Annotated in this window: 25 protein-coding genes; 20 read left to right on the top strand and 5 right to left on the bottom strand. The window is 72.2% G+C overall.

Going from position 1 to position 23,098, the window contains the following annotated elements; translation table 11 throughout:
- Nucleotides 1–5: 5 nt before the first annotated feature.
- The gene (locus tag B124_RS32710; RefSeq protein WP_496506647.1) at nucleotides 6–458 is read right to left on the bottom strand and encodes an iron chaperone; all 453 of its coding nucleotides are present in this window, start codon (nucleotides 456–458) and stop codon (nucleotides 6–8) included.
- A gap of 278 nt (nucleotides 459–736) precedes the next feature.
- Here B124_RS32710 and B124_RS32705 point away from each other — a divergent pair, with 278 nt between their 5' ends.
- Nucleotides 737–1,120 (top strand): SH3 domain-containing protein, encoded by a 384-nt coding sequence (locus B124_RS32705; protein WP_496506646.1) that lies wholly within the window; start codon nucleotides 737–739, stop codon nucleotides 1,118–1,120.
- Between the two features lie 12 nt (nucleotides 1,121–1,132).
- Here the strand turns inward: B124_RS32705 and B124_RS32700 are convergent, their stop codons facing one another.
- A complete protein-coding gene (locus B124_RS32700; RefSeq protein WP_496506645.1) occupies nucleotides 1,133–2,044 on the bottom strand; it encodes a phytoene/squalene synthase family protein in 912 nt (303 codons plus the stop codon).
- A 447-nt stretch (nucleotides 2,045–2,491) separates the two neighbouring features.
- Complete coding sequence (locus tag B124_RS32695) at nucleotides 2,492–3,505, bottom strand: glycoside hydrolase family 6 protein (protein WP_496506644.1); 1,014 nt, start codon at nucleotides 3,503–3,505, stop codon at nucleotides 2,492–2,494.
- Nucleotides 3,506–4,117: 612 nt separating this feature from the next.
- Here B124_RS32695 and B124_RS32690 point away from each other — a divergent pair.
- The 3 genes from B124_RS32690 (at nucleotide 4,118) to B124_RS32680 (ending at nucleotide 6,435) form a co-directional block, all read left to right on the top strand.
- Nucleotides 4,118–4,735, top strand: a complete 618-nt coding sequence (locus tag B124_RS32690) for an Rv1352/Rv1906c domain-containing protein (RefSeq protein ID WP_496506643.1) — start codon at nucleotides 4,118–4,120, stop codon at nucleotides 4,733–4,735.
- 140 nt (nucleotides 4,736–4,875) lie between these two features.
- Entirely contained in the window at nucleotides 4,876–5,511 is a 636-nt protein-coding gene (locus B124_RS32685) for a superoxide dismutase family protein (protein ID WP_496506642.1), read from the top strand.
- Nucleotides 5,512–5,538: 27 nt separating this feature from the next.
- Nucleotides 5,539–6,435: a DUF3152 domain-containing protein gene (locus B124_RS32680; protein ID WP_496506641.1), complete on the top strand. Its 897-nt coding sequence runs from the start codon at nucleotides 5,539–5,541 to the stop codon at nucleotides 6,433–6,435.
- Nucleotides 6,436–6,450: 15 nt separating this feature from the next.
- Here B124_RS32680 and B124_RS32675 read toward each other — a convergent pair whose 3' ends face one another.
- The gene (locus B124_RS32675) at nucleotides 6,451–7,692 is read right to left on the bottom strand and encodes an MFS transporter (RefSeq protein WP_496506640.1); all 1,242 of its coding nucleotides are present in this window, start codon (nucleotides 7,690–7,692) and stop codon (nucleotides 6,451–6,453) included.
- A 411-nt stretch (nucleotides 7,693–8,103) separates the two neighbouring features.
- Between B124_RS32675 and B124_RS32670 the strand changes: the two genes are divergently transcribed.
- From B124_RS32670 to B124_RS32620, 11 genes are all read left to right on the top strand, one after another.
- On the top strand, nucleotides 8,104–9,576 hold the full coding sequence (locus tag B124_RS32670; RefSeq protein WP_496506639.1) for an AMP-binding protein: 1,473 nt from the start codon (nucleotides 8,104–8,106) through the stop codon (nucleotides 9,574–9,576).
- A gap of 32 nt (nucleotides 9,577–9,608) precedes the next feature.
- Nucleotides 9,609–9,869 carry a phosphopantetheine-binding protein gene (locus tag B124_RS32665; RefSeq protein WP_496506638.1) on the top strand — a complete coding sequence of 87 codons (261 nt, stop codon included), beginning with the start codon at nucleotides 9,609–9,611 and terminating at the stop codon, nucleotides 9,867–9,869.
- Nucleotides 9,870–9,871: 2 nt separating this feature from the next.
- The gene (locus B124_RS32660; protein WP_496506637.1) at nucleotides 9,872–10,939 is read left to right on the top strand and encodes a hypothetical protein; all 1,068 of its coding nucleotides are present in this window, start codon (nucleotides 9,872–9,874) and stop codon (nucleotides 10,937–10,939) included.
- On the top strand, nucleotides 10,926–11,816 hold the full coding sequence (trpA, locus tag B124_RS32655) for a tryptophan synthase subunit alpha (RefSeq protein WP_496506636.1): 891 nt from the start codon (nucleotides 10,926–10,928) through the stop codon (nucleotides 11,814–11,816). The genes B124_RS32660 and trpA overlap by 14 nt, the downstream gene beginning before the upstream one ends.
- On the top strand, nucleotides 11,813–12,187 hold the full coding sequence (locus B124_RS32650) for an ectoine synthase (protein WP_496506635.1): 375 nt from the start codon (nucleotides 11,813–11,815) through the stop codon (nucleotides 12,185–12,187). Before trpA ends, B124_RS32650 begins: the two co-directional genes overlap by 4 nt.
- A gap of 43 nt (nucleotides 12,188–12,230) precedes the next feature.
- Entirely contained in the window at nucleotides 12,231–13,382 is a 1,152-nt protein-coding gene (locus B124_RS32645; RefSeq protein WP_496506634.1) for an acyl-CoA dehydrogenase family protein, read from the top strand.
- A gap of 15 nt (nucleotides 13,383–13,397) precedes the next feature.
- Nucleotides 13,398–14,087: a transglutaminase-like domain-containing protein gene (locus B124_RS32640; protein ID WP_496506633.1), complete on the top strand. Its 690-nt coding sequence runs from the start codon at nucleotides 13,398–13,400 to the stop codon at nucleotides 14,085–14,087.
- Nucleotides 14,088–14,092: 5 nt separating this feature from the next.
- Complete coding sequence (locus B124_RS32635; protein WP_496506632.1) at nucleotides 14,093–14,797, top strand: phosphoribosylanthranilate isomerase; 705 nt, start codon at nucleotides 14,093–14,095, stop codon at nucleotides 14,795–14,797.
- On the top strand, nucleotides 14,781–15,644 hold the full coding sequence (locus B124_RS32630) for a beta/alpha barrel domain-containing protein (protein WP_496506631.1): 864 nt from the start codon (nucleotides 14,781–14,783) through the stop codon (nucleotides 15,642–15,644). The genes B124_RS32635 and B124_RS32630 overlap by 17 nt, the downstream gene beginning before the upstream one ends.
- Before the next feature lie 246 nt (nucleotides 15,645–15,890).
- On the top strand, nucleotides 15,891–18,185 hold the full coding sequence (locus B124_RS32625) for a molybdopterin cofactor-binding domain-containing protein (RefSeq protein ID WP_496506630.1): 2,295 nt from the start codon (nucleotides 15,891–15,893) through the stop codon (nucleotides 18,183–18,185).
- 17 nt (nucleotides 18,186–18,202) lie between these two features.
- The gene (locus tag B124_RS32620; RefSeq protein WP_496506629.1) at nucleotides 18,203–18,679 is read left to right on the top strand and encodes a (2Fe-2S)-binding protein; all 477 of its coding nucleotides are present in this window, start codon (nucleotides 18,203–18,205) and stop codon (nucleotides 18,677–18,679) included.
- Between the two features lie 10 nt (nucleotides 18,680–18,689).
- Here the strand turns inward: B124_RS32620 and B124_RS32615 are convergent, their stop codons facing one another.
- The gene (locus B124_RS32615; protein ID WP_496506628.1) at nucleotides 18,690–19,091 is read right to left on the bottom strand and encodes a Rid family hydrolase; all 402 of its coding nucleotides are present in this window, start codon (nucleotides 19,089–19,091) and stop codon (nucleotides 18,690–18,692) included.
- Nucleotides 19,092–19,191: 100 nt separating this feature from the next.
- Between B124_RS32615 and B124_RS32610 the strand changes: the two genes are divergently transcribed.
- From B124_RS32610 to B124_RS32590, 5 genes are all read left to right on the top strand, one after another.
- Nucleotides 19,192–19,575 carry a winged helix-turn-helix transcriptional regulator gene (locus B124_RS32610; RefSeq protein ID WP_496506627.1) on the top strand — a complete coding sequence of 128 codons (384 nt, stop codon included), beginning with the start codon at nucleotides 19,192–19,194 and terminating at the stop codon, nucleotides 19,573–19,575.
- 70 nt (nucleotides 19,576–19,645) lie between these two features.
- Nucleotides 19,646–19,921 (top strand): hypothetical protein, encoded by a 276-nt coding sequence (locus B124_RS32605; RefSeq protein ID WP_496506626.1) that lies wholly within the window; start codon nucleotides 19,646–19,648, stop codon nucleotides 19,919–19,921.
- Between the two features lie 413 nt (nucleotides 19,922–20,334).
- The gene (locus B124_RS32600) at nucleotides 20,335–20,616 is read left to right on the top strand and encodes a hypothetical protein (RefSeq protein ID WP_496506625.1); all 282 of its coding nucleotides are present in this window, start codon (nucleotides 20,335–20,337) and stop codon (nucleotides 20,614–20,616) included.
- A 148-nt stretch (nucleotides 20,617–20,764) separates the two neighbouring features.
- On the top strand, nucleotides 20,765–21,301 hold the full coding sequence (locus B124_RS32595) for a phospholipase A2 (protein ID WP_496506624.1): 537 nt from the start codon (nucleotides 20,765–20,767) through the stop codon (nucleotides 21,299–21,301).
- A gap of 564 nt (nucleotides 21,302–21,865) precedes the next feature.
- Complete coding sequence (locus B124_RS32590; RefSeq protein ID WP_496506623.1) at nucleotides 21,866–22,687, top strand: AfsR/SARP family transcriptional regulator; 822 nt, start codon at nucleotides 21,866–21,868, stop codon at nucleotides 22,685–22,687.
- The last annotated feature ends 411 nt before the right edge of the window (nucleotides 22,688–23,098 follow it).

The raw sequence follows: 23,098 nt of genomic DNA, 5'->3' as shown, positions 1-23,098 counted from the left end.
GCCCGTCAGCTGACCGCCTGCTTCACCAGCGCCGCGATCCGCGCCGCCACCTCGTCCGTCACCTCGGTCAGGGCGAAGCCCGCCGCCCACATCGTGCCCTCGTCGAGGTTTGCCAGATCGCTGAACCCGAGCGTCGCGTAGCGTGCGTTGAACTTGCCCGCGCTCTGGAAGAAGCAGACGACCTTGCCGTCCCGCGCGTACGCGGGCATGCCGTACCAGGTCTTCGGTGCCAGTCCCGGCGCTGCGGCCGTGACGACCTCGTGGACGCGCTCGGCCATGGCCCGGTCCGCGTCGTCCATCTCCGCGATCTTGGCACGCACGTCCTGCAGCGCCTGCGCCGCCTTGTCCGCCCGCGAACCACGGCGCGCCGCGTTCTTCCGCTCCTGGGCGTACTCCTTCATCGCGGCCCGCTCCTCGGCCGAGAACCCCTCGTACGCGTCGGTCCCGTTCTTGCTCATGATCACTCCTGTGCTCTCTGATCCGGCCGCCCGTTGCCTCGCCGGGCCCGCCGGGGTGCTCACAGCCTCCTGCCGCGGAGCCACGGAACGCCTCCGTGCCGACCACGGAAACCACCACGGAGGTCCCCGCCCGGGATCTGAGGTTCCGCATGGATTGGGCTGGAAGGGGGGCAGTTGGGTGTGTCTGTTCGCAAGAGGGCGGTCTCGTGGCGGACTTCTCCTACGGTTCTCACGTTCCTCCCCGCTCTGGTGCGCAGCACCGCGAAAGGAGATCCCCGATGCTGATCCGCAAGGCAGCCGCCGCCCTGGTGGCCACCGCTGCCCTGACCCTGGGCTCGATCGCCACGACGCCGTCGCTCGCCGCAGCCGACTCCGAGGGGCAGAAGGCCAAGGCCGCGCCGGCCGACAAGGCGCACTCCTATCCGTACCGGGGCAAAGTGCTCGGCAACAGCATCGTCTACAAGCGGGCCAAGCCGACGACGCGCAGCGACGTCCTCGGGTGGGCGAAATCCGGGACGATCGTCCGTATCCAGTGCAAGGTCACCGGCCAGAACGTGCAGGGCAACAACAGGTGGTACCGCGTGCCGGTGAGTGGCGGCCACGGCTACATGTCCGCCCGCTACGTGCTGAACCTGGACCGGATTCCCTTCTGCCGGCGGTGATCCCGCCGCGGCTCACCCCCGCCGCCACGCCCGGCCGGTCACCCCGGCCGGGCGTTCGCGTGGGCAGCGGTGCTGCGCGCCTGGGCCGTTCCCGTCCGGGTGCCGCGCGGGAGAGTGGGGGAGGCTGCGGGGGTGCGTGCGGCGGTGCCGGAGGGTGCGCAGGTACGAGCGCACGGTGGTGCCGGCGGCCCGGGCGGTGCACAGCAGGCGGGTGCTGCGGCGGCGTTGGAAGACGTCGTAGTCGTCGCGGATCAGCTCGGCCAGCACCGTGCGGCCCAGCTCCAGATACTGCCGGGGCAGTTCCTGCCCGGACGGGTGGACGTGGCGGTGCCAGCCGTCCGCCGGCTGGAAGAAGCGCCGGATGCGGTCGGCCTCGAAGCGGACGGCTTCCTTGAGCGACGGGGTCATGCGCTGCCGGGCGGCGGTGGTGGTGAGGTCGTCGCGGCTCAGCCCGTGGCGCTCCAGATCGGCGAGGGGGAGGTAGACGCGGCCCTGGGCCGCGTCCTCGGCGATGTCGTCGAGGAAGTCCGGCATGACGACGCTGCAGCCCAGGGCGATGGCCTTTGCCGTGGCCTCGTCGTCCACCGGTTCGAGCAGGGTGTTGACCCAGATGCTCATGTCCCCGCTCACGGAGTGCAGGAACAGCTCCAGCGCCTCGAACGTCGCGTACGAGCTGGTGTCCAGGACCGTGCGCAGCGTGCGCAGAAAGCGCCGGATCCCCTCCGGATCCAGGTCCCAGGTACGCACGGTGTGGGCCAGCACGCGGCAGATCTGCACCGCCTCCGCGGTGACCGGCCCGGCGGCGCCCCTGCCGACCCGGCGGAGCGCCTCGTGCCGCAGCGCGTCGAACCGCTCGGCACGCTCGCGCAGGTCGTGCCCCGTGGCGTCGCGGACGTCGTCCGCGTACCAGCAGAACGCGAGCATCGCGTCGAAGTACGGGCGCTGCCGGGCGGCAGCAGAGAGCGACCCGCGGGAAACGCCGCCGAGTTGCGGCGCCTCAAGTACCGTCCGCAGGCGGGCACGCGGCCTGTGTCTCCGCGCCGCGCAGCCCGGCGGCGGTCAGTTCACGGGCGAACACCGTGACCTCCGACAGGCGTGCCGGCGGCGGACACTCGGGCGCGGTCCGGTGCCAGGGGCGTTCCGGTGGGTTCCACCATGGACACCTCCGAGAGGTTCCCGCCGGTGACGGGGCTGGGCCCGGGTGGGGGACACGGGGGACGGCGACCCGGTCCGGGCGATGGGGCCACCACTGGATCATCCGTTGCCTACCCGCGGCGTTGGAACAGACGCTGAAAGCCACAGCGCATGCGCTCACGCGCCCCCGCGGTACGCCCGTGCCCCCGGCTGCGCCGACGGGCTCCGCCGCGGCGGTCAGCCGCCCGCCGCCGCGCCCTCGTTCGCCGCGGCGGCGCGGGCCAGGCCCAGCGCGTACCGCGGCCACCACCGGCCCGCCGGCGGGCCGCCGCGACAGGTGCCGTCGGAGTCCCCCGGCCGTTTGATCCACAGGTACGCGGCCACCCCTTCGGCGCCCGTCCGCGTCGTCGGCGGGCTGCCCAGCGCGCGGCCGGGCGGATTGCACCACGCGTCGGCCGCGCCGCCGGGCAGCGGGCCGTTGCCGTTGCGGCTGGTGTCGATCACGAAGCGGGCGCCGTCGAGCAGATGCGACAGGCGGCGCCCGTAGCGGATCTCCGACTCCGTGGTCTGGAAGTTGGACACGTTCAGCGCGAAGCCGTCCGCACGGCCCACTCCGGCGGAGCGCAACGACCTGGCCACGTCGGACACATTGGGGATCCAGTTGGAGTGACCGGCGTCGAGGTAGACCTCGACGCCCGGGTGCCGCTTGAGGCGCGCGACGGCCCCGGACAGCAACTCCAGGCGCTCTTGGTGGTACTCCGGCGGTGTGCAGCCCGCCACCATGTGCGCCACCGCGTCCGGCTCCAGCACCACCAGCGCGGGGGCGTCCCCGATGGCGTCCGCGAACGTGCCGATCCACGCGCGGTACGCCGCGGCGTCCACCGCGCCGCCGGCGGAGTGCTGGCCGCAGTCGCGGTGCGGGATGTTGTACGCGACGAGCACGGCCCGGCGCTGTGCCGCCGAAGCGCCCGCGACCGCCCGCTCCACGTCGGCGCCGGGGTCGTCCCATCTGGGCCACGTGGCCGCCGGCTGCTCCGCGATGCGCGTGAGCAACTCCGCGTCCTCGCCGCGCCCCTGCCGCCGCCACTCCCGTACCTGCCGGGCGGCGGCGGAGTCGGGGTCGACCCAGAACGGTGCCGCCGCCGGATCGGCCCGCCCGCGCGCGGCGTCCCCGGCGCCGGCCGGGGGCGGGCAGCTCAGGGCGATGGCGAGAAGCCCGGCGCACGTGAGCGTACGGATCCGCGCTGACATCTCTTCTCCCGCGGGATAGGCGTCCGGAAACGGTCGTGATCATGGCACGGGCGATCGCCCCACCGCCGCAGCCCGTAATCCCGTCGGCGCGGGACCCCCGACCGGCCGAGTGCCTTCCCCCGCCCGCCGCTCTCACATTCACCCGGACGGGGTACGTCAGCACAGAGTCGTACCGCGGCGCTCGCGTCGCCCCTGAACTGCGCCGACGCGGCGATGCGCGGCCGGCGGAGCCGCTGGCGCGGCGCGTACGGCAGGGGCATGGATATGCACGGTGCGGAATTCGCCGCTTTCCTCGAATCAGCGGCAAGTCCCCTTCCGCTGTGCCCGGATGCCGCACCGGCACCCCCTTTCAGAGGAACCGGCCATGCCCTGCATATCCGCCGCGGCCGACGCCGCGCCCGCCGAGCCGGGATGAAGCCCTCCGTGCGGTACTCGCCGGGCTTGCTTCCCTCCGTGGGCAGAGAGCGCCGACACCGGCGGGTGCCGCACGGAGTTCCCTGCGCCAAAGCGGTGACGCCCGCCGTGGCGCGGCCCGGCAAAGGCCCGGATAACGCATGCGAAAAGTAAGTTATGTAGCTAATCATCCACTATGCGCATGCGAGCGATGGGGCCATGAAGAAACTCACGAAATTCCTTGACCTGCCGCTGGTTCAGCGGTTCCTGGGCAATCGCTGGGCGATCGGAGCCGCGTGCGCCCTCATGGTGACCGCGGGAGTGGTGGCCGCCATGCTGACGACCGGCGGATCAGAACCGGTCAGCGACGCCAAGTCGGCCGTCACGGACACCGCGGCCGAGGCCCCCCAGCCCGGCAAGCAGCCCGGCAAGCAGCCCGGCAAGCAGGCGGACCGGCAGGAGGCCGCCGCGCCCGGGAGCCGGCCGCAGGAGTCGGCCGGACACGGCCAGCCGCCCGGGGACTCCGGCGGCGAGCACCACGGGCAGCACCCGTCCTCCGGCGACGGGCACCGGCTCGCCACCTCGTTCGGCAACGGCACGCACTTCGTCGGCGGCGCCATCGCCCCCGGCACGTACGCGACGCAGGGTTCCGACGGTGACCCCGCCGGCTGCTCGTGGGCGCGGCTGGCCGACAACGGCGCCGAGTTGGTCCCGATCATCAGCGGGTCGTCCCGGGGGCCGACGCACATCACCGTCCACGACGGCGAGTACGTCCGGAGCACGGGCTGCCAGACCTGGAGCCGCAGCGGCTCCGCCGGTCCGCACGGCGGCAAGTAGCCGCGGGCCGAGGCCCGCCCGGCCCGCCGCCTTCCGCGTCACCCGGACGCCACGCGCGTACGACCCGGCTGGCACCGGCGTCGACGCCAGGGTGGAGGCGTACGTGCAGGCGCGTGACGCGGTGGCGAGGAGTGGTGGCAATGCAGGTGGCGGGAGCGGCGACGAGGGCGAAGGGGCTGGCGCGGCGCCGGGACAGGGCGGCACTGGCCGCGGCGTCCGCGGCGGTGGCGCTGCTGGCGACCGGGGCGGCCGGCCCCGCTCCGGCGGCGCCCGCGCAGGGCGACGGTTTCGATGTCGTCTCGCGCGAGGCGTACTTCCTGCCGCCGGAGAACGCCGAACCCGGCGACGGACTCACCTACGACACGGCGCTGGTGCCCGCGGGCGCCGGTGTCGCCGTGCTGGAGGTGGCCCGGGAGAACAGGACGAGCATCCGGTTCCGCCTGACCGGGCTGCTGCCCGACCGCACGTACGGCGCGCACGTCCACACCCGGCCGTGCGGCCCCGTCCCGGACGACGCCGGGCCGCATTACCAGAACGAGCCGGACCCGGTGCAGCCGTCGGTCGACCCCGCCTACGCCAACCCGGACAACGAGGTGTGGCTCGACTTCACCACCGACAGCATGGGCACCGCCCACTCCTCGGACCGGCAGGACTGGCGCTTCCGGCCGGGCGAGGCCCGGTCCGTCGTCGTGCACGAGCACGCGACGATGACGGACCCGGGCGAGGCCGGCATGGCGGGGGCGCGGCTGGCGTGCCTGTCGGTGCCGTTCGAGTAGCGGGTGGAGCGGTCAGGGGTGTCAGGGGTGGCCGGTCGTACGCGCGCGTTGGTGCGTCTCGCGGCGGGCGGGGTGGTGCTCGCGCTCCTCGGCGCCGCCGGCGTGGCGGTCTGGCTCTTCGCGCTCCCCCCGAGCCTCGTGCCCGACGCCCTGCGTCCCCACGCGCCGCAGAGCGCCGCCGACGACGCCAAGTCCCCGCCGCTCCAGGTGCGGCAGCGCCCCTCCGGCTTCCACGTGCCGTACCGCGCGCCGGCGTCCGGGCTGCCGCACAGCTCCGGCTTCTCCGCCGGAGGCTCGGCGGACATGCCCGAACTCGTGGACCTGACGTACCGGCGCCGGATGCGCGAGACGTACCCCGTCCCCGCCGAACTGGCGGGCCCCGGGACGTTCGAGACCGTACCCGGCCCTGATCCGGCCCCGGGCGAGGGCCTGGTGGTGCGCTACCGCGTGGACGTCGAGGACGGCGTGCCCCTCGACGGCCGGCTGTTCGCCCGTGCCGTACAGGAGACGCTCAACGACGAGCGGAGCTGGGGCGAGGCTGGCTGGCGGACCTTCGAGCGCGTCTCGACCGGGCCCGCCGACTTCGCCGTCACCCTCGCCAGCCCCGGCACCACGGGGGAGTGGTGCGCCATGTCGGGCTTCGACACCACTGTCGACAACGTCTCGTGTGACTCCGGCCAGACCGAGCGCGTCCTCATCAACGCCTTCCGGTGGGCTCAGGGCTCGGCGACCTACGGCGACGACATCCTCGGCTACCGGCAGATGCTCATCAACCACGAGGTGGGCCACCGGCTGGGGCACCTGCACGCCCACTGCGTACGCGACGGGGCGCTGGCGCCCGTCATGATGCAGCAGACGCTCTCCCTCACCACCAACGGCGCGAGGTGCGAGACGAACCCCTGGCCGTATCCGGACCCGGGCTGACCGGCGGCCCGTCGGTCACACCTCGTCCTCGACCACCCGGTTGCGGCCCGCGACGAGCCCCACCGCACCGCCCGCGACCATCAGCGCGGCCAGCAGCGCGAGCGGCGCGTGCCAGCCGCCCGTCGCGCCGTAGAGGGTGCCTACGACGAGCGGTCCGGGTACGGACATCAGATACCCGGTCGACTGCGCGAAGGCGGACAACTGCGCCACGCCCGCGCTCGTCCGGGCCCGCATCCCGATCAGCGCGAGGACCAGCGTGAACGCGCAGTTGGCGACCGCCAGCAGCAGCGCCCACGCCACCGCCCCCGCGGCCGGCGCCAGCCACAGCCCCGCGTAGCCGCCGAGGCCGCACAGGCACAGCACCACGACGATCGGGCCCTGGTGCGTGAAGCGCGCGGCGAGCTGCGGCATCACCAGCGCGAGCGGCACGCCGACGCCCATGACGACGGCCAGCAGCAGCCCCGCGGAGTCCGGCGAGAGGCCCGCATCGCGGTAGATCTGCGGCAGCCAGCCCATGATCGCGTACGCGGCGGTGGCCTGGAAGCCGAAGAAGACCCCGAGGGCCCAGGCGGTCGGGCTGCGGGTGATACGCAGCGGCGGCCCGTCCTCCGCCTCGGCGGCGCCCTTCGGCCGCCCGCTCTGCCGGGCGGGCAGCAGCACCGCCCACGGCAGCACGGCGAGCGCCGCGAGCAGCGCCCACGACCCCAGCCCCAGCCGCCAGTCGCCGCCCAGCGCATCGGTGACCGGGATGGTGAGAGCGGCAGCGGCGGCGGTGCCGAGGGTGAGGACCATCGAGTACAGGCCGGTGAAGAGGCCGATGCGGTCGGGGAACCAGCGCTTGACGACGGCGGGAAGCAGCACGTTGCTCACGGCGATGCCCCCCAGTGCCACCGCGCTGGCCAGCGCGAACGTCACGGATCCGGTCGCCGTAGAACGGAGTGCCAGCCCCGCGGTGAGCGCGCAGGCCCCGCCGCAGAGCGCGGCGGCGAGCCCGAGGCGGCGCGCCAGCCACGGGGCGAGGCCGCCGAAGACGGCGAAGCAGAGACCGGGCATGGCGGTGAGGAGGCCGGCGGTGGTGCCGCTCAGCCCGAGGCCGGCCCGTACCTCCTGGAGCAGTGTGCCGAGCGAGGTGATGGCGGGGCGGAGGTTCACGGCCGTCACCAGGAGGGCCGCCGTCATGATCCACCGCTGCCGGGTGGACGACCGGGCGGAAACGGCCGAAGCCGCCGCGGTGCCGGGGGAGTTCTCGCGCAGCATCACACTCGCCTGAAGGTGCGGGGGAGGGGAGGTGAAAGAAAGACCGTTCACGGTGCGCCGGGCGCGACACCGTCCGGAAAGCGTAGTGGCCGTGAAGTGCCGTGGGCGACCCCCGTTGACCCAACCTGGTGGCGGATGCTACGGAAAGCGGCGCCGGCGGTATTCGCACCCTCGGACTTGAGGTCCCCGCTCACCCGATCAGCGCACCTCCGGGCGCACCTCCGGGAATCCCGTGAATTCCGGCCGCCGCCGGCCGATTCCCGGAAATACGGCAGACCAAAGGGCCCGGCCGGGCGCCCGAAAGCCCTTCCCCGCGGCCCGGACAGCGCCCTTCGAGATGCGCGGAGCGCAATCTGTTCCCATCCTGGTGCGGTGGACAGCCCGTCGAACAGGATTGTGGAGGATTCCCGCATGGCTCTCCCGCTGGCGGAACGAATAGCGACGGTCGCGCGTCGGCACCCGGAGAACCCCGCCCTGTTCTGGCAGGGCCGCGCGGTATCGTACCGGGAGCTGCTGGCCATGGCCCGCGCCGCGGAGAAGAGCATGGCCGCGCTCCGTATTCCGGAGGGGAATCCCGTCGCGGTCGTCGCCGGGAAGTCACCCGAGACTGTCGCCGTCCTGCTCGCCTGCATGCGCGCCGCAAGACCGGTGCTGGTGCCGTCCGCCGACGTGGCGGACAAACCGCTGCAGCGGCTCCTCGCCGACACCGGCGCCCTCCTGCTCCCCGACCCGCGCGCTCTCACCACCGGCACGGCGGAGCCGGCCGGCGCCGGAAGGCCCGCCGAGGGCCGGGTGCCCGACGGCACCGCGCTGATCCTCACGACCTCGGGATCCACCGGATTCCCCAAGGCGGTGCCCCTTCCCGGCGCGGCGGTCGGCGCATTCGCGGAGTGGGCCGCCGCGCGGTTCGGCATCCGGGCCGGCACGTCAGTACTGAGCTACGCGCCGCTCAACTTCGACCTCAGCCTGCTCGACGTCTGGACCACCCTCGCCCACGGCGGCCAGGCCGTCCTGGTGGCGCAGGACCGCGCCGCCCACCCCGGCCACCTGCTGACGCTCCTGCAGCAGTGCCCCGTGCACGTGGTGCAGGGCGTGCCGATGCTCTTCCAGCTCCTGGCCGCGGCCGGAAAGCAGGCCCGCGGCGACGAGTTCGCCCCCGTCGGGGAAGTCCTCGTCACCGGCGACGCGCTGTCTCCCGGCGGCCTTGCCGCGCTGCCCGGCCTCTTCCCCCGGGCACGTATGCACAACGTCTACGGCTGTACGGAGACGAACGACACCTTCGTCCACGAGATAGACCCCGCCGGCGACCTCCTGCGCTACGGCGCCGTGCCCATCGGCCGCCCCGTGGAAGGCGTCGCCGCGGACGTCCTCGCCGAGGACGGCACCGCCCTCGACGGGCCGGGCCGCGGTGAGCTGATCGTCACCTCCCCCTTCCAGACCAGCGGCTACCTCGACCCGGCGCAGCACGCCAAGGCGTTCGTCAGCCACCCCGACGGCACCACGCCCGGCCCGTACTACCGCACCGGCGATCTCGTGACCCGCCACCCCGACGGCGTGCTCACCCTCGACGGCCGCAGCGACTTCATGGTCAAGGTCCGCGGCATCCGCATCAACACCGCCGCCGTCGAAGGCGCGCTGCGCTCCCACCCCGAGGTGGCGGACGCCGTCGTCGTCGCCCTGCCCGACGAGCGGACCGGCAAGCGGCTGCACGCCGTCGTCCACCGCGCCGCCGGCTCCCTGCTCAACAGCCTGCGGCTGCGCGAGCACGTCGCCGCGGAACTGCCGCGCGCCGGCATCCCCAGCGGCATCGAGTTCGTCGATGCGCCGCTGCCCCGAACCGCCACCGGGAAGATCGACCGCCGCACCGTGGCGAACAGCCTCTGACCGCGGAAAACCGTACGAGGAAGGAACAAGGAATGTCCCGCATCAACGCCATCAAGCACCATCTGGTCGAGGAATACCAGATGGACATCCCGCCCGCCGAGCTGGCCGACGACTACGACCTGCTCCACCACGGCGTGATCGACAGCCTCGCGCTGCTCACCCTGGTGAGCTGGCTGGAGAACGAGTACGCGCTCGACATCGACGCCATGGACGTCGTACCGGACAACTTCCGGACGGCGGCGTCGATCGACGCCTTCGTGGCGTCCGCCGCCCCGGCGGCGAAGGCCGGCTGACCGTGCCCGCCGACCTCCTGCCCGCGCTCGTCGCCCACCGCCCGGTGGACGAGGCGAGCTGGCACGACCTGTGGGAGCGGACCGAGCACAAGGCCCTGCACCCCGGTGAGGCCCTCGGCGTCATGGCCTCCCTCACCACCCGGCTGCCCGACGCCGACTCCGTCGTCGCCCTGCTCGACTCGCTCGACTCCCGGCGCGACCGCCTCCCCGACCGCTGGCCCGGCACCTGGCCCGGCACCGTGAACCTCGTCGGCACCGGCGGCGGCCCGGCCACGTTCAACGTCACCACCGCCGCCGCCCTGCTCGCCGCGGCCATGGGCATCCGCGTCGTCAAGACCGGCTCGCGCAGCTACACCGGCCGCTCCGGCTGTCTCGACACCCTGGAGCGCCTCGGCATCGAGACCGCCGCGAGCTACGCCGAGTGCGAGGACATGCTCGCCACCCACGGCATCGCCTTCGCCGGCGGGTTCGTCTACCCCGTGGAGCTGACCCGGATGGCGCGCGCCATCCTGCCGTACGGGATGAAGCAGGTCGGCGGCGCGTTCAACCGTCTCGGCCCGTTCCTCGCCGCGATACCCGTCAGCGCCCAGCTCACCGGCGTCACCGGCCCCGGCCTCTACGCCGTCGCCGCCCGTGTCGCCGACAGCCGGCCGCACCGCGCCGTCTGGCTCACCCGCAACGACCTCGGCGCCGACGAGCTGCTGAGCTTCGCCGTCAACACCGTGCGCCCCGGCCCGGACCGCTCGGAGACGACGATCGCACCCGGCTTCGCCGGCGGCGGCCACCCGCACGCCGGCACCCTGGCCGACCTGCGTCCCGCAGCCGCCGGCGAGCCCGTCGAGGCCCACCTGCTGACGCTGCTGCGCGGCGGAGGACCGGCCGCCGCCCGGGAGACCGTCTGCCTCAACGCGGCCGTCGCCGCGCTCGCGGCGGGCGCCGACTCCAGCCTCGCCGAGGCGTTCCACACGGCCGAGGACGCGCTGCGCGACGGCGCCGCGGCACGGCTCGTCGAGCGGCTGCGTGCCCGCCGGCCCGAGAGGACGAGGCAGGTGGCCGGTGTCCGCGCCTAGCGACCGCCTCACCCGCCGCCCGCGGCCCCGGCCCGGCGACGACCCCTTCTTCCCCGGCCGTACACCCCGGGACCCCGGCCTCGCGCTCTTCCTCAACGCCGGCGACCCCGGTCTGGAGAGCACCCGCGACCTCCTCCTGCTCTTCGACGACCTCGGCGTCGACTGCGTCGAACTCGCCGTCCCCTTCCCCGACTCCGCCACCGACGGCCCCGTCATCCGCGAGTCCGCCCAGCGTGCGCTCGCCGCCGGTGCCGGCATGGACGAGGTGCTGGACCTCCTGGAGCGCGTACGCCCCCGGCTGCGGCACACCAAGGTCGCGCTCCTCGCCGACTGGCGCCACTCCGTACGGCCCCTGGGCGTCGAGCCGTTCCTGCGCCGCAGCCGCTCCGCCGGCGCCGACGCCATACTCCTGCACGGCCTGCCGCCCCGCGCACACGCCGAATACCGGGACGCCGCCGAGCACACCGGCCAGCGCGTCGTCACCACCTGCTACGCCGAATCCTCCGCAGAGGTGCAGCAGCGCGCCGCCCGGCACGCCACCGCCTACGTCTACCTCGTCGCCAGCTACGGCCGCTCCGGCACCGCCCCGCCGCCCGACCCCGCCCGCCTGCGCCCCGCCGTACGCACCCTGCGCCACACCGCCGCGGCCCCGGTCGCCGTCGGATTCGGGGTGCGCACGCGCCACGACGTCCGCGCGGTCGGCTCGCTCGGAGCGCAGGCCGCGATCGTCGGCAGCGCCCTCGTCGGCCGTATCGCGCAGGCCCACCAGCAGGACGGAGCCCTCCTGCGGGACATCGAGCAGTTCGTCACCGGACTGCTGCCCGCGGCCGGCATCCGCCCCGGAGAAAGGAACACCGCGAAGGGAGCGGAAACGTGATTGTGAAGAGACTCAAGGACGTCCTCAGCGTGGACTGGGGAAACGGCACGAGCAGGCGTTTTCTCCTGGAGGCCGACGACATGGGCTACTCGGTCACCGACACCATCGTGGAGGCCGGCACCAAGTCCCTCCTCGAATACCGCCACCACCTCGAAGCCTGCTACTGCATCGCGGGCAGCGGCCAGGTCGTCGACATGGCCGGCAACAGCCACCCGCTGGAACCGGGCGTGCTCTACGCCCTCGACCAGCACGACGCGCACTGGCTCATCGCCAGCCCCGAGGAGAACCTCCGCCTCGTCTGCGTCTTCAGCCCCGCGCTGAAGGGCGACGAAACCCATTCCCTGGACGGTGCAGGACCCTCCTGCTACTGACCGCCGGGAGCAACACGAGCACAACCAAGCAAAGGAGCCCGCCGTGATCGCGTGGTCGAAGGACGACGAAAGGCTGAGAGAAGGGATCGGCCTGTGGTTCGAGAAGTTCAGCGAGGACTTCCCGCGCTACGACCGGGAAGCGGCCTTTCCGCGCGAACCCTGGCTCGCCGTCATGGAATCCGGGCTCCTGCGCTTGCCCTTCGACGAGAAGTGGGGCGGCCTCGGGCAGTCCCTCCTCACCACGATGTACGTGCTGGAGGAGCTGGGCCGCGGCTGCCGCAACACCGGGCTGAACTTCGGCATCACCACCCACATGGTGAGCACCGGCATCGCCCTCCAGCGCTTCGGCTCCACCGCACTGAAGGACGCGTACCTCCCGCAGATCTGCGCCGGCACCGCCATCGGCGCCCACGCCATCACCGAACCCGACACCGGCTCCGACGCGCTCAGCATGCGCACCACCGCGACCGCCGACGGCGACTGCTACCGCCTCAGCGGCTCGAAGGCGTTCGTCAGCAACGGGCCCGTCGCCGACCTCGTCGTGGTCTACGCCAAGACCGAACCCGCCGCCGGGCCCCTGGGCGTCACCGCCTTCCTCGTCCAGCGCGACACGCCCGGCCTCACCTTCGGCAACCCCATCGAGAAGATGGGGCTGAAGTCCTCGCCGCTGTGCGAGCTCTTCCTCGACGACTGCCGGGTGCCCAAGACCCACGTCCTCGGCCGCGTGGGCGCCGGATTCCTCGTCCTGGACCACGTGATGACGTGGGAGATCCTGTGCTGCTTCATCGTCAGCACGGGGGAGATGCGCCGCCGCCTCGACCGCTGCGTCGCGTACGCGGGGGAGCGCAGCGCCTTCGGCCGGCCCATCGGCGGCTTCCAGGCCGTCGCCAACCGGATCGTCGACATGAAGATCGGCCTGGAGACATCCCGGAAGTGGCTCTACGACACGGCCGAGAAGTTCACCGCCGGCCGCAAGGTCACCGCCGACCTGGCGACCGCGAAGCTCGTCGCCAGCCGCGCGGCCCTCGACTCCGCCCTCGGCGCCGTGCAGGTCTTCGGCGGCAACGGCTACATGGCCGAGTACGGCCTCGAACAGGAGCTGCGCAGCGCCGTCGCCGGAACCATCTACTCCGGCACCACAGAGACCCAGTACAACCGGATAGCCGCGACGCTCGGCCTGGGGCGCGCCGCTTGACGCGGGAGAACACCGATGACGACGACAGACCTGGCGAGCGCCCTCGCCCCCACCGAGTTCCTGAACTCCGACGACCCCGACGTCCGCGACTTCGTCCGCCGCGCGCTGCCGCGGGACGCGCCCGACAGCAGGGACGCGGCCGTACGCCTCTACTACGCGGTGCGCGACGGCATCAACTACGAGGTCTACGGCGTGGACCTGTCCCGCGCCGGCGTCACCGCCGCGCAGGTGGCCCGTACCGGCAAAGGCATGTGCATCCACAAGTCCGTGCTCTACGCAGCCGCCCTGCGCGCCGTCGGCATCCCCGCGCGGCTCGTGCTCACCGACGTACGCAACCACCTGTCGTCGCCCGCGCTGCGCAAGCTCGTCGGCGGGGACACCTTCTGCTACCACACCTTCACCACCGTCCACCTCGACGGCACCTGGGTGCGCGCGACCCCCGTCTTCAACCGGCTGCTGTGCCGCCTGTACGGCATGCGCCCGCTCGACTTCGACGGCAGAGCCGACAGCGTCCACCACCCGTACGACGACGACGGCGCCCGCTACATGGAAGTCGTCCACGAGCACGGCGAGTTCGACGACCTGCCCTACGAACGGCTCATCGACGGCATGCGCCGCGCGCACCCCGGCATCTTCGCCGGCCCCGGCAGCACCCGGCTGGTCACCGGCTCCCTGCACGCCGACGCCGCTCGAAAGGAGGGCTGAGCACCGTGTGGCTCAAGGTGTGCGGCATCACGGCCGACGCCGAGGTGCGGCTGCTGGCCGGGCAGGGGGCGGACGCCGTCGGCCTCTGGTACGGAGTGCCTGCGGGCCCGTACGAACTCCCGCTCGGCGACGTGCGGGCCCTCGCCCGGGCCGCCGGCGCCGCCGGGCTCGAACCCGTCCTCGTCACCCTGCTCGACGACCCTCGGCGGCTCGCCGCCGTCGTCGCCGCGACCGGCGTGCCGGCCGTCCAACTGCACGGCTACCTCACCCCCGCCCAGTTCGCCGCGATCCGCGCCGCCCTGCCCGGCACCAAGCTGATCAAGGTGCTGCACGTCCGCGGCGAGAACGTGCTCGAACGCTCCCTCCTCGCCGCGTTCGACCGCGCCGGCTGCGACGCCTACCTCTTCGACTCCGTACGCGAGGACGGCAGGATCGGGTCCACCGGTCACCCGCTGGACCCGGCCGCCGTCGCCTCCGCGCTGCCCCGGCTGAGCCGGCAGTTCGCCCTCGCCGGCGGCCTCACCGCGGCCGGCACCGGCCCCTACCGCGCCGCGCTGGCGCACCGGCACCACCTCGGCATCGACGTCGACAGCGGCGCCCGCGACGCCGCCGGACAGCTCTCGCCGGCACTCGTCGGCGGCATCCGCCGCGCCTGGGACACGGCGCGCCGACAGGCCCTGCAGGAGGAACAGCATGCCCTTCCCGGCTGACACGACCGGCACGAACGCGGCGGACCAGCGCTTCGGCGACGCGCTGGCCGTGGCAGAGCTGCCGGTGATCACGGAGATCAAGCGGTCCAGGGCGGACGGCGAGGACCTGCTGCGGGGCCGAGCCGCGGGCGATCTGGCACGCCGCTACGAGGAGCTGGGTGCGCCCGCGCTGTCGGTCGTCACCGGCTCCTGGTTCGGCGGCACCGCCCGGCTCCTGGACGAGGTGGTCGCGGCGACCACGCTGCCCGTCCTGGTCAAGGACTTCTTCACCAAGGAGAAACAGATCAGGCAGGCCGCCGAGGCCGGCGCGGCGGCGGTGCTGCTCACCGCCACGATCCTGCCGCACCGGCTCATGCCGACGCTGATCGACGCCTGCCTGGAGCACGGCGTCACGCCGTTCGTCGAAATCACCTCCGCCGCCGAACTGTCCGCGCTCACCCGGGCCGAGACCTGCGCCGTCGCGGTGAACAACAAGGACATCCGCGCGCGCGAGTCCACCGAAACGGACCTGGGCCGCAGCCACGACCTGCTGCCACGCATCCGCGCCGCCGGCGCGGGCCTGCCGGTCAGCGCCAGCGGTATCGCCACTCCCGAGGAGGGCGCCGCCCTCCTCGCGGCCGGCTTCCGCGGCCTGCTGATCGGCACGGGGCTGCTGCGCGCGGAGGACCTGGACACGTGGTTCGCGGAGCTGCGTGAGCTACTGCCCGACGCCCAAGCGGCGGGGCCGGGCACGGAGGGCGGGGACGGACGTCCGCGGCGGACGGCCGGGCCTTCCGTACGCACGCCGGCAGCCGGCCGTACGGAACGGGCAGCCGCCGGCAACGCACCCGGCAGCGCCGCCGCCTGAACACCCGACCCCGGCCTCGCCCCTCACCGCCGAACAGTTCTCCGCCGAGCAGTTCTCCGCCGACGCCGCCCGCGCCCTCGCCGCGGGCGGTGTCAGCGGGTCCCGCGAAGGCGGCCGACGGCACGCGGGGCCGGATCTCCCCTGTCCCGGGCACGCCCCGGCCGGTACGTTCTGGTACTTCCCCACCCCGGACCCCTGGCCCGCGGCGGAGGCACCCATGGACAACCCGGCGGAGGGAGCCGGACGATGACCGGACCGAACGGCGCGAGGCCGCACGAAGGACCGGGCCGGCGGCGGTTCCTGGGCTACGTCCTGGCCGCCCCCACCCTCCTGGCCGCCGCAGAACTCGCGCCCGCCCCCGCGGCCGGCGCCACGATCCCCTCGCCGGACGTCACCGAACTCCTCGACCTCAACGACGTCATGACCGCCGCGGCCCTGCCCACCTCCGGGCTGATCACCGTCGAGGTCGAGCCCGACGGCACCGTCTCCTTCGCCCTGCCCCGCGCCGAGGTCGGCCAGGGCATCACCACCTCCACGGCCATGCTCATCGCCGAGGAACTGGCGGTGGAGCCCGAGCGGGTACGGGTCACGTTGGCCGAGGCCCGCCCCGAGCTGCTGTTCAACCAGCTCACCGGCGCCTCCAACACCACCATCGCCACCTACACCCCGATCCGCGTCGCCGCCGCCGTCGCCCGCCACCGGCTGCTGACCGCCGCCGCGGCCGAACTCGGCTCACCCGCCGAGCACCTGACGCTCCGCCGCGGCGCCGTCCACGACCGCTCCGGCGCCGCCCTCGACATCGGCACCCTCGCCCCCAAGGCCGCGGCCACCCGCTCCCAGCCCGTTGAGGTCCGGCTCACCGCCCGCGAGGAATTCACCGTCATCGGCCGGCCCCACAACCGTATCGACGCCCGCGACGCGGTCACCGGCCGCAAGAAGTTCGCCATGGACCTCGACGTCCCCGACGCGAAGCCCACGATGGTCTGCCGCCCGCCGACCATCAACGGCAGCCCCGGCCCCGTCGCCAACCTCGCCGACGTCGCCGCCATGCCGGGCGTTACCGACGTCGTGCCGATCGACACCGGCGTGGCCGTACGCGCCGAGACCTTCGGCCAGTGCATCGACGGCGTACGCGCGCTGCGTGTCGACTGGCGGCCCGGCACCGCCGAGGGCAAGTCCGACGAGACCGTGCTGCGCGAACTCGCCGCGGCCGAGCCGCCGATGGGCCTGCCGCCGCTGACCCCGCACGTGGAGGGCACGTTCACCTTCCACTTCCGCAGCAACAGCGCCCTGGAGCCCAACTGCGCGATCGCCGACGTACGCGCCGACCGCGCCGAGGTCTGGTCCGCGCTCAAGTCCCCGATCGTCGCCAAGGAGGCCATCGCCGCCAAGCTCGGCCTGCCGCTGGGCCGCGTCACCGTGCACGTCACCCAGGGCGGCGGGTCCTTCGGCCGCAAGCTGTTCTTCGACGCCGCGCTGGAAGCCGTCGAGGTCTCCCGCAGGATCGGCAAGCCCGTGAAGCTCATGTGGCACCGCGCCGACGACGCCCGCCAGGGCCGCACGCACCCGATGGCCACCTCCCGGGTACGCGCCGACTACGCCGGCGGCACCGTCCTCGGCTTCAAGCAGCGGCACACCAGCGTCGCCACCGACTTCGGCCACGGCCTCGGCGAACTGTTCACCGCCATGGCCGCGAGCCTGCCGGTGGGCGACATCGGCTTCTCCCAGACGTTCTTCCACCTCACCCAGTCGATGCCGTACGAGTTCGGCCTCGCCACCCGGCTGCTCAACGAGACCGACAAGGGCTTCAACACCGGCAGCATGCGCAACGTCTACTCGCCGGACGTCACCTGCGCCCGCGAACTGATCACCGACCGCCTCGCGGAGAAGATGGGCAAGGACCCGTACGACTTCCGCCGTGACTTCCTGCGCGACGAACGCTCCCGCGCCGTCCTGCGGACAGCCGCTGAGGCCGGCGACTGGGGCCGGCAGATGCCCGAGGGCACCGCGCAGGGCATCGCCTTCCACTCCGAGTACAAGTCCGTCAGCGCCGTGCTGGTGGAGATCGACTGCCGCCCCGAGACCGTGAACCGCCCCATCCGCGACGGCGTCGGCGGGCCGCGCGTCACCAGAGCCGTCCTCGCCGTGGACGCCGGCCTCGCGGTCAACCCGCGCGGGCTGGAAGCGCAGATGATGGGCTGCCTCATGGACGGCATCGCCCAAGCGCTGACCTCCAGCCTCCATCTGCGCGACGGGCAGTTCCTCGAAGCCAGTTGGGACAACTACTTCTACACCCGGCAGTGGAACGTCCCGCCGGAGCTGAAGATCATCGTCATGCCCGACACCTCGGACGAGCCCGGCGGCGCGGGGGAGCTGGGGGTGGCCGCGTCGATGGCCGCGGTCGCCTGCGCGTACGGGCGGGCAACCGGGACGATGCCCACCAGCTTCCCGGTCAACCACGGCACGCTCTCCTTCGAGCCCAAGCCGACCGTGCCGCCCATCCCCGCCTCGCCCGCCGACGGCCTGGACCACGTCCGCTGACCCTGCTGGGAGCTTCCGTGCCCGAACACACCTTCCGCGTCAACGGCGAGCAGGTCACCGTCGACGTGGCCGACGACGTGCGCCTGCTGTGGGTGCTGCGCGACATCCTCGGCATCACCGGGCCGAAGTACGGCTGCGGCATCAACGTCTGCAAGGCGTGCACCAGCCACCTCAACGGCAAGGCGGCCAACCCCTGCGCGATCCCCGTCGGCGACCTGGAGCCGACGGACGAGGTCACCACCATCGAGGGCCTCGCGGACACGGTCGAGGGGGAGCTGCACCCCATGCAGCAGGCGTGGCTCGACCACGACGTCGTCCAGTGCGGCTACTGCCAGCCCGGCCAGATCATGGCCGCCGTCGCCCTGGCGCGCCGCGTCGCCGCCGAGGGCCGCGAGATCACCGACGACGACCTCGACGGCCTGCGCAACATCTGCCGCTGCGGCACCTACCCCCGCATCCGCGACGCCATCAAGGCCGGCGCCGAACGCATGTGACGCGGGGCACTCAGGCGGGCAGCCGGGTGTCCACGACGACGGCGATCTCGACGAGCTGGCCGGGGAAGGCCAGCTCGGTGACGCCGACGACGGTGCTGACGGGGCGGTGGGCGCCGTAGTACGCCAGATTGCCCGCCGTGATCGCCTCGGCGTTGTGCTGCAGGTGCACCCCGTACACGGTCTGCGAGACGACCTGGTTGCGGGTGGCGCCGTAGTGTTCCAGAACCCTGTCGAGATTGGCGTACGTCAGCGTGAGCTGGGCAGCGCAGTCGTCCGCGTGCGCGAACTCGCCCGCCTCGTCGAACGCGACCTGCCCGGAGACGTGGATCAGCTCGCCGGACCTGATTGCCTGCGAGTAGCCGAACTCGCTCTCGGCTGCCACGCCGTGGTTGAAGGCGTCGGTGGTGGCCATGGTGAGGGTCCTTCCGTGTGCTCTCTTGCGGTTACTCGGAAACTGTAAGAGAGTGAGCGCTGACCTGGAAGAACGCACTTTTCGGTAACTGAGGAACCAGATGGTGACCAAGCACGAACTCAAGGGTCTCCCCGAGGACGCGGACCTCAGGCGCGCGGACTCCCTGGCGAGGGAGATCTTCTCCGACGTCGCCAACAAGTGGGCGCTGCTGATCATCGAAGCGCTCGGCGAGCGCACCCTGCGCTTCAGCGAGCTGCGCAAGGAGGTCGAGGGAGTCAGCCACAAGATGCTCACCCAGAACCTGCGCACGCTGGAGCGCGACGGCCTGGTCGACCGGAAGGTCTACCCCACCGTGCCGCCGCGCGTCGAATACACCCTCACCGAGCCGGGCCGCGCCCTGCGCGCCACGGTCGACGCGATGTGCGGCTGGACACAGCAGTACCTGAACCACATCGAGACGGCACGCGAGCGCTTCGACGCCTGACCCGGAGGGGCCGGGCGGCCGGCCTGTCCGGCAGCCCCGGAGTGTCAGTGGCGGCTGAGAGGCTGGGGTCATGGACAGGGACGAAGAGTTGCTGCGCGGCCGGGTCTACGGGACGGAACACGACGACCCGTACCCGGGACCGCGTCCGGGCCGTGACTACGCCGAGCTCGTCGGCGGCCCCCTGGACGGGCTGCTGCTCGACATCACCGGGTGGAGCGCGCAGGAGACCGCCGCCGGCGCGGCCCTGCCCACCGAGCTCGGCCGCTTCGGCGCCGGCGGGCGCGCGACGTACGCGCCGGCACCCGGCGCTCCGGGGCGCTGGACGTGGGCGGGGGACATAGCCTGACGGTGCCGGGACGGCCGCCGCCGGGAAGCGCGGCGAGGAAGCCGGTGCCGCCGAATCCCAGCCCCCCCGCCACCCCCGTCCGGGGTCGTGACCTGCCGCTCTGCTGGTCAGGCGTGGCTTCCGCCGGTCGACGTTCCCGAAGTCCGCCCGGTACGTGGGATCGGGCGTGGCCGTACGGATCCTCCCGCGGCCGATCGCCGCGCCCTCAGCCTCAGCCAGCCGGGCACAGCGGACCCTCGAAGCCGAGCCGCTGCCCTGGTAACGCGCCTGGAAGCCTCCACGTGGGCCTGACCTGACGGCCCGAATCCTTGTGATCAGGTCCCGGTCATGTCACCAAACAGTCACACCGCAGACAGGGGCGGCCGGAGTCAGACAGGATTCCCCAGTCCGAACACGTATTTGCTAGGGGAATCATGCACAAGCGTACTGCCCGTGCTTCCGTTCTTGCTGCGGCCGCGGCGGCTCTGACCTTCGCCGTGACCGGTTGCGGTAGTGACAGCGAGCCGGATGAGGCAGCCTGCAAGAAGGCCGTCGCGGAAGTGATGGAGAAGGCTGTCAAGGAGGGCAACAGCGCCCTCCCCGACGAGGAGCCCAGTGAGTGCGAGGGCATCGACGACGAGACCGGAAACCGCATTGTCCAGGAGGTCACCGACGAGCAGATGAAGGACCTCGAGAACTCCGTCGACACTCCCTGATCGTCACTGGAACCTGCCCGGCGCGGGGCGCACATGCCCTCCGCGCCGGGCAGGCGCCGCTCCGTCAACCGGGCCAACCGTCAGACACGTAGGGATGGATCCGCGCCCTCGGCCGCATGATCGCGACACCCGCGCGCAGCCTCCCCGCATGAACAAGATCACCCGTAGCCGGGCGGCCGTCGCCGCCGTACGCACGAAGCTGTCGACCACCGCAGCCACGCTGGCCCTGCTCACGGCCGCCACCCTCGGCGGCACCGGCACCGCCCTCGCCGCCGGCACGGACTCCGTGGCCACCGCTCCCGCAGCAGCGCCGACACTGCGCGAGCAGGCCGACGCCATCATGAACCTCACCTACCGCGGGTTCGCCGAAACCCCGCGTGTCTCCCCGTTCAACTGGACGACCGACGGCTGCTCCGTCCCCACCGGCTACGCGCCGTACAGCGACACGTTCCGCCCCGCGTGTGCCCTGCACGACTTCGGCTACCGGAACTACGGCGGCAAGCACGAGCTGAAACTCAGCCCGACCCGCGAAACGAAGAACTGGATCGACGACCGCTTCCGCACCGAGATGCGCCGCATCTGCGACGACCGCGACAGCTCCCGCCTCAGCCGCCTCGCGTGCGTCAACGCGGCCGAGGCGTACTACGGGGCCGTCCAACTGGGCGGAGACAGCTCGTTCTTCTAGAGCAAGCCGAAGCCGTCCAGAGGTCGGCGGCCAAGCCACCGGCTGATCACCGCCTGCGCCCAGGTGCCCCTGACTGGGGGAGCCGTAGCATCAGGAAGCATCCCGGAATGTCCCGGGGATGCAGTCAGCATGATGGCAGGTGCATTTCACTGCATCGAGTCGCGAGACTGCTGACGTGGGGGCCTTGACCGGGATCTCGACCGCGTCGCGGAGCAGCCCGCACTTCCGCCCGCACCTGGCGTGAACCGCGCACACGCCGCACGTACAACAGCCGCTCAGCCTCCCTGCCGCTGTGTCCTGGCATGCCGTACCGGCTGTGGCCAGATGATTCGTCCAGAGTGCGGTTTTTGTCTGAGGTCTCCCGGCACGGCCCGTGCCGCCCGGGGGCCGTCTGCTTGGCCTGGGTCTGGCTGGTGTCTTGGTTGGGGACCGCTTGAGTGTGGGTGGTGTGGTCGCCAAGTGGGTGCCAAGTCGTTGGTGTGTGGTGGCCAAGTGGGGTGGTGGATGGTGGGTGGGTGTGGGTGTGTGTGGTTGGTGGTGTGTGGGTGTTGTTGGGAGGGTGTTGTGGAGATTCGGGTTCTGGGTCCGTTGTGTGGTGTGGTGAATGGGGGGTCGGTTGTTCCGTCTGCGGGTAAGCCGCGTCAGGTGTTTTCGTTGTTGGCGTTGTATCCGGGGCGGGTTTTGCCGGTGTCGGTGTTGATGGAGGAGGTGTGGCGGGCTGAGTTGCCGGCGTCGGCGATGACGACGTTGCAGACTTATATTATGCAGTTGCGTCGTTGTCTGGGTTCTGCGTTGGGGGGTGGTGGGTCGGAGCGGGCGAAGGGTGTGCTGGCGACGCGGCATGGGGGGTATGTGTTGCAGGTTCCGGCGGAGTCGGTGGATGTGTTTGTGTATGAGCGGTTGGTGGGGGAGGGGCAGGGGGCTTTTGAGCGGGGGGAGGATGAGCGGGCTGCGTGTTTGTTCCGGGAGGCTTTGGGGTTGTGGCAGGGGCCGGCGTTGGTGGATGTGCGGCTTGGTCCGGTGATGGAGATTGAGGTGTTGCGTCTTGAGGAGTCGCGGTTGGTGACTGTGGAGAGGCGTATTGATGCGGATTTGCGGTTGGGCCGGCATGGTGAGTTGATTGCTGAGCTTGTTGATTTGATTGCGCGTCATCCTCAGCATGAGGGTTTTCATGCGCAGGCGATGTTGTGTTTGTACCGGTCGGGGCGGCAGGCTTCTGCGTTGGATGTGTACCGGAGGCTTAGGGCGCGGTTGATTGAGGAGTTGGGTGTGGAGCCGTCGCCGCCGTTGCAGCGTTTGCATCAGGCGATGCTTGCGGTGGATCCGGAGCTTGATGTGGTGGCGGGTCCGCGGCGTGGTTCGACGTTTGACCGGTATGCGGCGTGAGGGCCGGGGTGCTGCGGGGTGCAGGCCCGGGGCGCCGGCTGCTGGCTGCTGGCGGCTGAGTGCTGAGTGCTGAGTGCTGGTCGCTGTCTGCTGAGTGCTGTCTGCTGAGTGCTGGTCGCTGACTGCTGTCTGCTGAGTGCTGTCCGCTGCTGCGGGTTCGCGCTGCGCGGGTGTGGACTTGTTGTGTTCGCGTGCCTGTGCAGGCACGGCACCCTCGCCCGGATTGCTGCCGGGGTTGCTGCCGGGGTTGCTGCCGGGGTTGCTGCCGGGGTTGTTGTTGGGGTTGTTGTTGGGTTTGGTGTGTCTGTTGGGGTTGTTTGTGAGTAATTGTCAAGAGCTGTGGATCGGGGGCGGAGATGAGGGCGTGGGTGCCCTCGTTCTGTCGTGATTCCTTCGATGGTTCGGTGAGTG

This window comes from Streptomyces sp. CNP082 (assembly GCF_059570535.1).
Note: the sequence above shows the minus strand (reverse complement) of the source record. Positions and strands in the feature narration are given on the sequence as shown.

What these genes read in the sequence shown, in the direction of transcription:
- B124_RS32710 (WP_496506647.1), bottom strand. Translation starts at nt 458, where the DNA reads ATGAGCAAGAACGGGACCGACGCGTACGAGGGGTTCTCGGCCGAGGAG.
- B124_RS32705 (WP_496506646.1), top strand. Translation starts at nt 737, where the DNA reads ATGCTGATCCGCAAGGCAGCCGCCGCCCTGGTGGCCACCGCTGCCCTG.
- B124_RS32700 (WP_496506645.1), bottom strand. Translation starts at nt 2,044, where the DNA reads ATGCTCGCGTTCTGCTGGTACGCGGACGACGTCCGCGACGCCACGGGG.
- B124_RS32695 (WP_496506644.1), bottom strand. Translation starts at nt 3,505, where the DNA reads ATGTCAGCGCGGATCCGTACGCTCACGTGCGCCGGGCTTCTCGCCATC.
- B124_RS32690 (WP_496506643.1), top strand. Translation starts at nt 4,118, where the DNA reads ATGAAGAAACTCACGAAATTCCTTGACCTGCCGCTGGTTCAGCGGTTC.
- B124_RS32685 (WP_496506642.1), top strand. Translation starts at nt 4,876, where the DNA reads ATGCAGGTGGCGGGAGCGGCGACGAGGGCGAAGGGGCTGGCGCGGCGC.
- B124_RS32675 (WP_496506640.1), bottom strand. Translation starts at nt 7,692, where the DNA reads ATGCTGCGCGAGAACTCCCCCGGCACCGCGGCGGCTTCGGCCGTTTCC.
- B124_RS32670 (WP_496506639.1), top strand. Translation starts at nt 8,104, where the DNA reads ATGGCTCTCCCGCTGGCGGAACGAATAGCGACGGTCGCGCGTCGGCAC.
- B124_RS32665 (WP_496506638.1), top strand. Translation starts at nt 9,609, where the DNA reads ATGTCCCGCATCAACGCCATCAAGCACCATCTGGTCGAGGAATACCAG.
- B124_RS32640 (WP_496506633.1), top strand. Translation starts at nt 13,398, where the DNA reads ATGACGACGACAGACCTGGCGAGCGCCCTCGCCCCCACCGAGTTCCTG.
- B124_RS32630 (WP_496506631.1), top strand. Translation starts at nt 14,781, where the DNA reads ATGCCCTTCCCGGCTGACACGACCGGCACGAACGCGGCGGACCAGCGC.
- B124_RS32625 (WP_496506630.1), top strand. Translation starts at nt 15,891, where the DNA reads ATGACCGGACCGAACGGCGCGAGGCCGCACGAAGGACCGGGCCGGCGG.
- B124_RS32615 (WP_496506628.1), bottom strand. Translation starts at nt 19,091, where the DNA reads ATGGCCACCACCGACGCCTTCAACCACGGCGTGGCAGCCGAGAGCGAG.
- B124_RS32610 (WP_496506627.1), top strand. Translation starts at nt 19,192, where the DNA reads ATGGTGACCAAGCACGAACTCAAGGGTCTCCCCGAGGACGCGGACCTC.
- B124_RS32605 (WP_496506626.1), top strand. Translation starts at nt 19,646, where the DNA reads ATGGACAGGGACGAAGAGTTGCTGCGCGGCCGGGTCTACGGGACGGAA.
- B124_RS32600 (WP_496506625.1), top strand. Translation starts at nt 20,335, where the DNA reads ATGCACAAGCGTACTGCCCGTGCTTCCGTTCTTGCTGCGGCCGCGGCG.
- B124_RS32595 (WP_496506624.1), top strand. Translation starts at nt 20,765, where the DNA reads ATGAACAAGATCACCCGTAGCCGGGCGGCCGTCGCCGCCGTACGCACG.